Below are 10,347 nucleotides of genomic sequence, written 5' to 3' on the forward strand. Positions count from 1 at the left end.
TGCGGGACTTCACAAGGGTGCCGGGTGTGTCCTAGCGGACATGCCCGAAGGAAAGGCCTCCGCTCAGCGGGGCCATCTTGGTTTCCTCGCTTCAGGTCTAGCGGTACACAGACTTGACGTCGAACCTTTGGGCGGGAGCCGTCTCATTCCCGACGGAAATCGCCACCTGCCAATATCCGCCCGGCGTCACCGCAGGGTAGAGCTGGTAGTGGGCCTGGTCATCCTTCCACTGATCCGGCTCGCCCACCCGCCACACTCCGGCGCTGGGCCCGAAACAGGCCCCGGCCCAGTACGGGTACCCTGGGACACCCTGCGGTCCCGCCCCGGTGGACCGTGCGCATATCGTCCCGTCGGTCAGTTCGACGCGGACGGGACTGCTCTGTTCCGGCGCACCTGAATTGACGAACGTACTGAATTCACTTCCGATGTGCATGTTTTTCAGACGAGTGGTTTTCACTTTGCCGTTCGTGTCGACCGTCTCGCAGAGGAAGTCCCCGGACGTTGTGGGGCTCTGGAAGCAGGGATCGTAAATCCCGGGCCAATAACACCGGAAACCATCCTTCCGCGGCGCGATTTCGGATCCACTGCAGTACGCGTACTGGGCTTGATCGGCAGCGACAATTGATGCATCTTGCGTCTCCGCGACCGCTGCAAGTGCCCCGTCATGCCACGGGTCGAGCGTGACGAATCGGGTCTCGCCATCCAGAACACCAGGAGCCTTGAGTGCCAGTGCTTTGACGGTGGCGGTGAAGTCGGACCCGCCAGTGAACTCGTTGATGATCCCCAGTGCTGAGGCAACCAGGAACTGCGGCCCGGCGCTGAGGATGGCCATCACAATCTGGGCCGGCCAGGAGAGCGAGACAACGCTGCCGACGCAACCGAAGAAGGACTTGACCACCCCGGCCGCGACCCCGGGGGAGAGGGCACTTCCGGCTTGGGACGTGTCCACGATGTTCTGCATGCACCCGGCCTTGGAGACCATGTCCAGGGCCTTGGAATCGACAAAATGGCCGACAGCGACATCGAACACCTTCGCCAGGATGGACACCAGGAGCATGGCGGGAAATTGCTGGAAGCCGACTTGGACATCGTTCCCGGGTGCCCCGTTGAACGAGTATTGCGCGTCGGCGCCGGGCATCAAGATGGCCTGGTGCTTTTTGGTGAAGCCCGAGTTGCCCGCCACTGCGACTGCAAATGCGGTCGCTACGGAAACCTCAGTCTTGTTGGTCGCCTCAGCGGATGGGCTTGTCGTCGTCAGGAATGGGATCGGAGAGTTCGATGATGCCGTCACGGTCAGTGAACCGTTCGAATCACCAACGCATACCCACGCCTGCGCGGGGGAGACGGCTTTGTAGGTCGTGGCCCCGATCGTGACCGGCTTGTCCACGCAGTCAGGCTTCGGGTACTCGATTCCGAGGCTTTGCATGATGCTGTCACGCACGTTCTTCATGACCGCGCCCAGATCCAGCTGCACTGGCCACACCCAGGACAGGTGCGGCACCTGCGCCGTGATGGTGCCCGCGGCGGGGTCCCAGGTTCCATGGACAAGGTCCGGCGTGGAAGCGCCTTCGGACTGGACCATCATCGCAACTGTCGATGGTGTGTCGCTTTGCTGCTGCGCGATGAGCAGGTTTTTATCTACCGGAACGGTGACTGTGAGCGGCTTGGCGGGCTCTAGTCCGTCGCCGAGCTTGATCCTGAAAGCCTTGGAGAGGGTTTTCAGGTTGGTGCCGTCGGCTCCGGCCGGGTTGCGGTCTTCGAAGGCCGCTTCGACGTGCGTTCCGGTCGGCACCGCGCCGGCCGGAATGACGATGTGGACCCCGGATACTGTCAGGTCCGCCCCGTTGTCACCCACGACGCCGCCGGATGCTGCTGCAGGTTTCTGCGCGAACAGATCGCACGAGCTGAGAGCCAGGCACACAGCCAGCAGAACCGCCAGCAGCGGGATGAGTCGCACTCTCCGAAGTTCCCGCATTCCGTCCCCCGTCCGATGCCGTGGCTACAGCATACGAACCCCGCAGGGCCGTGGGTACAAACCAACCCAATGATTCGTCGGGCACTTTTTCTCCTCTTGCCGCACACATGGTCATGGCGGTGCCTGTGCGTCGCCGATCCTGTCTGCCATTCAATGAAGGAAACCGATGACCTGCCCGAGCACCAGCCCCCCAGCCGACACCGAAGCGATCATCCAGGTAGAGGGATTCCGGATGGACTTCGGGGCCAAAACCGTCATTGACGGTCTCTCTTTTGACGTGCGCCGCGGCGAAACGTTCGGCTTCCTCGGCGGCAACGGCTGCGGAAAGACCACGACGATCCGCGCGCTCCTGGGGATCTACCAGGCAACCGCCGGAACCCTGCACATCAACGGAAAGCCGTTCCGCCCCGAAGATGGCCGCACACTCGGCTACCTTCCCGAGGAACGTGGCCTCTACAAGAAGGAATCCGTCCTTGATGTGATGGTCTACTTTGGCGAACTCAAAGGGCTTTCCCGGAGAGCAGCACGGGGCTGGTCCATGGATTTCCTGGAGCGCGTGAACCTGGCCGACAAAGCCAAGACCCGGCTGGACAAGCTTTCCGGCGGCCAGCAGCAGAAGGTCCAGCTCGGCGTCACCATCATGAGCAAACCCGAACTGCTGATCCTTGACGAACCCGCCAAGGGTTTTGACCCGGTCAACCGCCGGCTCCTCATGGACATCATTACCGAGCAGAAACGCGATGGCGCGACGGTCATCATGGTCACCCACCAAATGGAGGAGGTCGAACAGCTTTGCGACCGGATCCTGCTGCTCAAAGGCGGCAAGGCCGAAGCCTACGGAACGGTCGCCGAGGTGCAGGACCATTACGGAACCCGTACCGCCACGATCGCCTACACCGGGGTCCTTCCCGAAGATGCCTCGTACATCCCCGTTGAGGTCCGCCAAACCGGCGCCCCCGGCGAATTCACGGCCCACCTCGCCCTGACTGATGCCGTCGACAGCGCGGAGCTGCTCAGGCACTTCGTCAGTCTTGGCGTGCGGGTCAGCTCCTTCACCACGTCACGGACCTCTCTGGAGGACATCTTCCTGCGAATCTACGGCGCCGACCCGGCCCTGGAAGGAGCCCTCTGATGGCTCACCATAACCTCCGCACCGTCGTCCGCTTCGAGTTCCTGCGGACCCTGAAGAAGAAAAGCTTCTGGGCCACCACCCTGATCGTCCCGGTTGTCATCGGCATCGTCTTCGGTCTGGTCTCCTTCAGCGGGGCCAGCGCCAGCAAATCCGTTTCAGCCCAGAAAGGGGCCACCATCTCCTTCTTGTATCTGGATGAATCCGGATTGATCTCCGCGAAGCTCGGAAAGGATTCCGGAGGCACTCCCGTGACCGACCGGCAGGCCGCCATCGAAGCCGTCCGCGCTGGAACCGCCGACGACTTCATCTACATCCCGAAATCCCCGGCCCGCGAAGCCGTCCAGGTCTACGGCAAGGACCTCGGGCTCTTCGAGTCCGGCAAATACAGTGCTGCGGCGACCCACATGATCGCCCTCGCCGTGAAAGAGAAGGTGAACAACCCGGAGCTCACCGCGCTGGCGGCAGGCAGGGTTTCCTTCTCCGAGACCATGTTCAAAGACGGGAAGGTTTCCGGCGGCATCTACGCCGTGATTCCGCCCCTGCTCTTTCTGGCTCTCTTCTACCTGGTGATCCTGTTCCTGGGCAACCAGATCCTCAACAGCACCGTCGAGGAGAAAGAAAACCGGGTCACCGAAATGATCCTGACCTCCGTAAACCCGAGTTCACTGATTATCGGCAAGATCCTGGGGATACTGGCCACCGGGGCCGTCCAGATGCTCACCGTGGGAGTGCCGGCTGCCGTCGGCTTCATCTTCCTCCGCGGCCGCGCGGGCATCCCCGACGTCTCTCTGGCCGCACTCATTCCGTCGCCATCGTCGATGATCGTCGGGGCGCTGCTGCTGACCGTCGGCTTCATCCTGTTCGCCGGGGCGCTGGTCGCGATCGGCTCGATGATGCCGACCGCCAAAGACGCGAACGGCTTGTTCGGCGCCATCGTCATCACCATGTTCGTGCCCCTCTACGCGGTGCCGCTGATTCTCAGCGACCCCGGCTCCCCGGTCGTGCAGGTCTTCACCTACTTCCCGCTCTCCGCACCGGTGACCGCCATGCTCCGCAATGGGCTCGGCTCACTCAGCGGAGGAGAGGCAGCATTCGTCATCACTGAACTGTTCATCCTCGGCGCCGCCGCGATCGCCCTGGCCGTGAAGCTGTTCCGGCACGGCAGCATCCAGTACACCTCCAAGGTCCGGCTCCGCGCCGCCTTCACCCGTAGAAGGTGACAGGGGCGGCGGCCTGCGCATTGGGTGCCCGGCCGCACACAGTCCTGGCATGACCATCTTCAACCGCCAACCCAAGGGGATCCCCGTCGGCGGCCAGTTCGCCGCGACCGCACACGCAGAGCCTTCCCTTCACCTCTCCGCAGGAACACAGGAGCTCGGCACCCGCGACACCGGCGACATGCTCGGCGCCGCCAAAGACATGCTGCGCAACGCCCTGCAGTCCCACCGGGACCGCATTGAGGCCCGACGTGCCGACCGGACCCCGCGCGCCAGGATCAACCCGGTGAAGCGGCGCCTCGCCGTCGCAGCCCTCGTCCTCGCCGCGACCACTTCCATGACCGCCTGCAGCGGCCAGAGCAACGACTGCCCCAAAGCAGCGGACTTCCCGACCTCCTCCCAGTCCGTCTCCTACGCGGGTACTTCCACGGCCAACATCACGACGGCCAGCTTCGTCATGAAGGCCGGCGGAGGCGGACACGGTCACAGCTCGGGACACTCATCCGAAGGCGGAAGCGCCGGCCACAGCGAGGGAGACGGCTCCTCATCTTCAGGTTCGACCGGCGCCCACTTCTGGCCGTGGAGCACAGGCGCCCACTCCAACCAGTGCACCGCTCACCCGGCCCCAGCCAAAGCTTCCTGATCCGAGGCGCAGGGGCAGGAACATTTATTCTGCCCCTGCGCCTTTTTCGATCTTGCCGCACACATGTAAGGCATGACAGACAACGCTTCGCGACAACCCCGCGGCATCCCCGCTGGCGGCCAGTTCGCGCATACCGCCCACGACCACCCGGCCGTCGGCCTGCGCGGGGCCCTGCACGTCGACAAGGAAGCAGCCACCTACTTCGCCGACCAGGTCGATTCCATCCAGTCCGAAGGACTTCAAGGGGCCCTGTCCGCCTCCGGCAGGAGGCTGAAGTTCACCTCCAACGACGGCCGCACCTTTGAGATCCGACAGGACGGACATCTCGACGAGGACGGCACTCCCGGCTGGGCTATCGAGAACCACGACTGCGAAGACCCTTCGGCACCCACCTACGGACGCCGCTACGAATCCCGGACAGAGAACCTCGGCGAAGACCTGGCCAATGCACTGGCGGACGCCGATGCCATCGACGCTTTCACCCTGAACGCCGGCAGCCAAAGGTATGACTTCCGCAGCTACGACCTCATCGACGGCGAGCACGCCCTGTCCGTGGCCTGCTTCGCGGACATCGAAGAATCCGGTACCGACCTGGATGTGGAGTTCGACCACGACACCGGCACGCTGAAGGTCTCACGCAACGGCGAAGAACTCACCGGGGCCGACGCCGACGAGGCTGTCCGCGACCTGATTGATTCGGTCGATGATGACGGGCCCGACGGCTCACCGACAGGCAAGCTCGCCTGGCACATGGAGCGGTCCTTCCGGATCGCCGCAGCCAAGGACGACAGCCCGGCCTGGACCCACAAACACCGCACCGAAGGACTGTCCTGGGAGGACCGCAATGACTACCGCTGACCGCCAACCCAAGGGCATCCCCGCTGGGGGACAGTTCGCCCCCTCCGCCCACGGAGAACCCGAAATGAGCCTCACCACCCCGGCCCGCCGCCCCGAACTGGATGGCTGGCCCGAAGACCTGCCCGAGCCCGAACTGGGCTTCCACGTCACCGACGAAGGGCAGATCCTCTCCTCCGCGACCCTGCCCAACGGAGACTTCATCGAGGTCTGGGAGAAGAGCAACGGCAGCGACGGCTATGACGGCCACACATTCGGCGAATGGGACGGCGCGGACGACGAGAACCTCGAACAGGCAGAACAATGGCTGACCGGCCGTCACATCGGCATCGTCGCGGCCGTCCGTGCCGAGGAGAAGGCCGCGGTGGAGCGCGCCCGTGCCCGGATCATGGCGAATGCCACCGGCATCGCATCTGCTGCCACGGACGAAGAGCTCGCCTCCACGATCGAACACAACGGATCTGCAGCCCGCCAAGCACTCCGGGACGTCGAGCTGGCCAGCGCAGGCCTGGCAGCCCGCAAGATCCTCGCCGACCACCCGACCGCCGACACAGCCGAAATCACGACCGATTCCTGGGACAACGGCGAGTTCGTGTCCGGCGCCATCGTCCGCGACTCTGGCTACAACCGGTTGACGGAGTATTTCGAGGACGATGACAATTCCAACGGTGCCAAGGAAGTCGTTGGACTGCTGAAGAACCTCGACGCGGAACCGCACAATTCCCATTGGGCCGGTGCCTTCTCGACCGGTTCCTACGGTGAAAACCTGTACACGATCGACTTGAAAAAGGCTGCAGCCTGGACCCCGGCAGGGGAAGGCGCCGCATCGGCTGCCACGTCCACGGTGGAGCCCGCACCGGCAACCCAGTCCGAGGAGCGGCCTTGCACGGACGGCCCCTGGTGTACCGCCCCGCGCGGCAAACACATCGACGGCTGCAACATGGAGAGCTTCTGATGGGCGACCGTCAGCCTCGCGGTATCCCCGCCGGCGGCCAGTTCGCTGCCACCGCCCACGGCGAGCCAGCCCTCAGCCTCGCCGCCGAAACCCCGAAGAGTATGGAGCAGATCCTCGCGGACCGCTACCTTGCCGCGAAAGACCAGTACGAGGCGCACTCCCAGAACACCTGGGTCGAAAGCGTCCGTGCCAAATACCCTGATGCAGCCTTCGCCTGCGTCGACATCAGCACGAAAGGGGACGGCCGCTTCACCTCCGGCATGGACCTGTACCGGACTGACAGCTCCCGCATCAAACTTGACGAGCAGGACAGCATTGATTTCGAAGTGAAGTACGACCCGTTCTGGGAGATGGACCGTCACGCAACCGAGGAAACGTCAGCCATCTTCGTCCCCGACTCAGGGGCGTTCAGCCTGGATTCCGTCCAGGACCGCTGGGCCGAGGTCAGCTCCTCCCCGGAACCCTCCAACGATCCGTTTGCGCACCTGACCGGCATGGACCGGGCCAAGGCGCAGTCCGCGTACGCGCAGGAGATCAACCGCGAGGCCACCGACGCTTACGTCAAGGATCTCTCGAAGAAACTGCTCGCCATCAACCCCGAGTTCGCCCGGCTCTACGTCAACCGCAACGCCGACGTCGAATCCGGATTGACGTTCAACCTGGACCATGTCGAGGACATCCACCGCAACCACGGCGACGGCGACCTCATGGCACTGGAGAACCACGACTTCCAAGACATCCACTTGGACGGCCACGTCGACTACGACGAGAAGACCGACCGGCTCTACATCAACCTCGATCCCGGCGAATAGCCGCCCCGCCCCAGACCCGGGGTGGGGCCGGAATCCCACCAAACTCACCGACGAAACGAGAACCGAGAACCGATGGAACGCACCATCCCCGACGAAGCCTGGAATCACGTCACCAGCTCGGTGATCCGCGACGGCCACCTCTACCCTGACCTGTGGCACCTTGAAAACGGCGCCATCGTCTACGAGGACTGCACCGACGAGGAGCTTCTACACTGGCTCTCCTACTTCACCCTCGACAACTACGCCGAATGGGCAGGTGCCGCCGTTGTATGCCCGCGGGCACCAGCACTCGAAGAAACCCTGTTCCGGTTCGATCATGTCGGCGCCTTCATCGCCAACGGCTACTCGAATCCCTTCCGGGACTCCGGATCCCCGGACTGGTACTTCTTCTGGACCAGGAACCACACGATGGGAGCCCTGAAGAAGTGGGCACGCTCCGTCGAAATCATCCCGATGAAGGACCTACCCCTTGGCCGCGGCGGATACGGCATCGACACCGGGCTCCGAGCATCAAGCCAGGCCTACGCCCAGTAGGCATACAAACCGCTCCACCACACGCAAACCCATGCCGGCGATCACGGTCCGGCACATAACCACCTGAAAGGCACAATGACAACCTCACCCAGCCGCCAGCCCCAAGGCATCCCCGCAGGCGGACAGTTCGCCGCCGACGTCCATGCCGAGCCTGACGTGTTCCTCGCATCCGCGGCCGCACCGCCAAAGATCATGGCCAGCGTGACCTTGCAGCAATGGCAGAACGACTACGCCATTGACATCGAAACCGTGGAATTCGACGCCGGCCGGATCCTGGCCGAAATGGCCACGGAAAAGCGGCGGGCACTCAGGGACAACTCCGATGACGCAGACCAGCTGTTCGACTCTGCCGTTCGGCTCGGTCTGGTCAAGGATCACGACGGACCGTTCTCGGTCCACGTCCAGGAGGCCATGGCAGAGGCTGAGGAAACAGACGCGGACGTCTACGCGCGCATCCTGGGAGCTCCCGCGAACCGGCCTGCCGGCGCCGTGCTGGACACACCGCTGTCCGCCTATGAAATCGGGGCCCGCGTTGACGAGGACGGCCGGGTATCCGGCCTGGCAACTATGGACATGTCCGACCTCATAGACAACAACATCGAGGGCATCAACGACAAGATCGGCAACGACCTAGTCGGATCAGAACTGCTCATGGAACCGAACGCGACCCCTGTCGAAGTTCTTGACGGCGGCACCATCCTCATGCGGTTCGAAGGCAACGCCTCGGCCATCATCGAAGGCTTCGACGACGAAGAGCGCGCCGAATACGAAGCGGGACGCTCGACGGCCGCCAACAACGGGTAGGCCGGGGATGGATTCCGGAACTGCCGCACACATGTGACGCGAGCACGTCCCACCGTGCCCTCCGGCAGAACCATCGAAGCAGCAAGGAACCTTCTTTCATGACCCAGACCCTCACCCACTTGGACAAGCCGCTTTCCGGACCTCAGGCCCCCGTCGCCGCGAAGAAAGGGTTCTTCGGATCGATCGTGCTGTTCGCCCGGCAGGTCATCGCGGAGCTGCGCAAAGTCGTCACCCCGACCCGCAAAGAACTCTTCCGCTACACCGTGACCGTGGTCGCGTTCGTCGCCATCATGATCCTGTTCGTCACCCTTGTGGACCTCGGCTTCGGAACCCTGTCGTCGCTGCTGTTCAAGGGCAGCCCCATCGGCGATCACTGACCCGGCTCCCGAAGGCGCCCTGCCGATGGCGGGGCGCCTTTTTGCTGCCCACCGATGGTTTGGAGGACGAGCCGCGTACAACGGGTGATTTTCCGCGTCATCAACCGGTCGGTTCGTGATCAAGCCGGTTTCACCCAGTACGCTAATCCCAAAATCAGCTGGCGGATGGGGGAGGTTTCGGGGATGGGCCTTGGTTTCGCGATCGTTGTCATCATTTTTGTAGTGCTGCCCTTGTCGCTCGCATGGACGTACTTTCACCATGTGGGACGCCTTCACAATTTGACGACGTGGGATGCTGCCAGGAATTACATTAGGAGGGATCTGGACGCCGGGCCGCTCACCCCCGGGCGGATCAGATTCACCTACCGCGGGAAGATGCGCGGAACCGGAATCAGGGGCCCCTCCGGTGCCTTCATGCACGTCCGCAAGATCACCGTCGAAATGCCGCAGGAAGACTTCGATTTCATCCAGCAATTCGGCCTCAAAGAGTTCACCGACCAGCTGGCAGCCTACCGTCACCGGTTCGCGCTTCAGCAGGGATGGCTATCACCTGACGAGGACGAGGTCCCGGTATCAGCCTGGCCGAATATCCAACTCAAACGACTGAGACCCAGAATCAGCTACGAAGTGGCACAGGACGGGACCACGAAGCGCATGACCGACCCCGATGATCTGTTTCGGGGCGCAACGACAGAACGCCTTGGCGGGGTTTTGACGGTGAACTTCGAAGACCAGCAGTGGAGCCTTCATCCGGAGCACAGCCCTTATGCCCTCGGGCGTTCCATCGGGAACGCGATCCGCACGGTACATCCGCACATTTCGGCGCACCAAGCCGACATTGTTTATTCAGACGGCACTTGGACCCTGCTCCCTCAGGACACCACAAACGCAACAAAGGTTGATGGGATAGTCGCCACCGGCCCGACGCCCCTGACCTCGGATTCGACGATCACCGTCGGAGCCTCCGGCCCTATAGAGATCAGGCTCGGCACCTAGGAACCGCCGGCGCTTTCGCCGTTAAGACCACCCGGACCAACACATTC

At 63.2% G+C, this 10,347-nt stretch carries 11 protein-coding genes; 10 read left to right on the forward strand and 1 reads right to left on the reverse strand.

Translation table 11 applies throughout. The features are described 5' to 3' along the window. Positions 1–97 precede the first annotated feature (97 nt). Positions 98–1,975 carry a hypothetical protein gene (locus tag ABD884_RS09525; protein WP_345044055.1) on the reverse strand — a complete coding sequence of 626 codons (1,878 nt, stop codon included), beginning with the start codon at positions 1,973–1,975 and terminating at the stop codon, positions 98–100. A gap of 166 nt (positions 1,976–2,141) precedes the next feature. Here ABD884_RS09525 and ABD884_RS09530 point away from each other — a divergent pair, with 166 nt between their 5' ends. The 10 genes from ABD884_RS09530 (at position 2,142) to ABD884_RS09575 (ending at position 10,300) form a co-directional block, all read left to right on the forward strand. Further along, the gene (locus tag ABD884_RS09530) at positions 2,142–3,107 is read left to right on the forward strand and encodes an ABC transporter ATP-binding protein (protein ID WP_345044062.1); all 966 of its coding nucleotides are present in this window, start codon (positions 2,142–2,144) and stop codon (positions 3,105–3,107) included. Further along, entirely contained in the window at positions 3,107–4,327 is a 1,221-nt protein-coding gene (locus ABD884_RS09535; protein WP_345044073.1) for an ABC transporter permease, read from the forward strand. The genes ABD884_RS09530 and ABD884_RS09535 overlap by 1 nt, the downstream gene beginning before the upstream one ends. A gap of 49 nt (positions 4,328–4,376) precedes the next feature. Then, positions 4,377–4,967 (forward strand): hypothetical protein, encoded by a 591-nt coding sequence (locus tag ABD884_RS09540; RefSeq protein ID WP_345044078.1) that lies wholly within the window; start codon positions 4,377–4,379, stop codon positions 4,965–4,967. Between the two features lie 72 nt (positions 4,968–5,039). After that, positions 5,040–5,825 carry a hypothetical protein gene (locus ABD884_RS09545; RefSeq protein WP_345044082.1) on the forward strand — a complete coding sequence of 262 codons (786 nt, stop codon included), beginning with the start codon at positions 5,040–5,042 and terminating at the stop codon, positions 5,823–5,825. After that, positions 5,812–6,777, forward strand: coding sequence for a hypothetical protein (locus ABD884_RS09550; RefSeq protein ID WP_345044086.1), 966 nt, complete (start codon positions 5,812–5,814; stop codon positions 6,775–6,777). Before ABD884_RS09545 ends, ABD884_RS09550 begins: the two co-directional genes overlap by 14 nt. Next, on the forward strand, positions 6,777–7,589 hold the full coding sequence (locus ABD884_RS09555) for a hypothetical protein (protein WP_345044090.1): 813 nt from the start codon (positions 6,777–6,779) through the stop codon (positions 7,587–7,589). Before ABD884_RS09550 ends, ABD884_RS09555 begins: the two co-directional genes overlap by 1 nt. 72 nt (positions 7,590–7,661) lie before the next feature. After that, a complete protein-coding gene (locus tag ABD884_RS09560) occupies positions 7,662–8,123 on the forward strand; it encodes a hypothetical protein (RefSeq protein WP_345044093.1) in 462 nt (153 codons plus the stop codon). Positions 8,124–8,198: 75 nt separating this feature from the next. Continuing rightward, positions 8,199–8,927 (forward strand): hypothetical protein, encoded by a 729-nt coding sequence (locus ABD884_RS09565; protein ID WP_345044096.1) that lies wholly within the window; start codon positions 8,199–8,201, stop codon positions 8,925–8,927. Positions 8,928–9,025: 98 nt separating this feature from the next. Continuing rightward, positions 9,026–9,304: a preprotein translocase subunit SecE gene (gene secE, locus ABD884_RS09570; protein ID WP_345044101.1), complete on the forward strand. Its 279-nt coding sequence runs from the start codon at positions 9,026–9,028 to the stop codon at positions 9,302–9,304. Between the two features lie 183 nt (positions 9,305–9,487). Further along, positions 9,488–10,300, forward strand: a complete 813-nt coding sequence (locus tag ABD884_RS09575) for an FHA domain-containing protein (protein WP_345044107.1) — start codon at positions 9,488–9,490, stop codon at positions 10,298–10,300. Positions 10,301–10,347 lie beyond the last annotated feature (47 nt).

The sequence above is a fragment of the Arthrobacter methylotrophus genome, from assembly GCF_039539965.1.
Taxonomy (GTDB): Bacteria; Actinomycetota; Actinomycetes; order Actinomycetales; family Micrococcaceae; genus Arthrobacter; species Arthrobacter methylotrophus.

What these genes read in the sequence shown, in the direction of transcription:
- ABD884_RS09525 (WP_345044055.1), bottom strand. Translation starts at nt 1,975, where the DNA reads ATGCGGGAACTTCGGAGAGTGCGACTCATCCCGCTGCTGGCGGTTCTG.
- ABD884_RS09530 (WP_345044062.1), top strand. Translation starts at nt 2,142, where the DNA reads ATGACCTGCCCGAGCACCAGCCCCCCAGCCGACACCGAAGCGATCATC.
- ABD884_RS09535 (WP_345044073.1), top strand. Translation starts at nt 3,107, where the DNA reads ATGGCTCACCATAACCTCCGCACCGTCGTCCGCTTCGAGTTCCTGCGG.
- ABD884_RS09540 (WP_345044078.1), top strand. Translation starts at nt 4,377, where the DNA reads ATGACCATCTTCAACCGCCAACCCAAGGGGATCCCCGTCGGCGGCCAG.
- ABD884_RS09545 (WP_345044082.1), top strand. Translation starts at nt 5,040, where the DNA reads ATGACAGACAACGCTTCGCGACAACCCCGCGGCATCCCCGCTGGCGGC.
- ABD884_RS09550 (WP_345044086.1), top strand. Translation starts at nt 5,812, where the DNA reads ATGACTACCGCTGACCGCCAACCCAAGGGCATCCCCGCTGGGGGACAG.
- ABD884_RS09555 (WP_345044090.1), top strand. Translation starts at nt 6,777, where the DNA reads ATGGGCGACCGTCAGCCTCGCGGTATCCCCGCCGGCGGCCAGTTCGCT.
- ABD884_RS09560 (WP_345044093.1), top strand. Translation starts at nt 7,662, where the DNA reads ATGGAACGCACCATCCCCGACGAAGCCTGGAATCACGTCACCAGCTCG.
- ABD884_RS09565 (WP_345044096.1), top strand. Translation starts at nt 8,199, where the DNA reads ATGACAACCTCACCCAGCCGCCAGCCCCAAGGCATCCCCGCAGGCGGA.
- secE (WP_345044101.1), top strand. Translation starts at nt 9,026, where the DNA reads ATGACCCAGACCCTCACCCACTTGGACAAGCCGCTTTCCGGACCTCAG.
- ABD884_RS09575 (WP_345044107.1), top strand. Translation starts at nt 9,488, where the DNA reads ATGGGCCTTGGTTTCGCGATCGTTGTCATCATTTTTGTAGTGCTGCCC.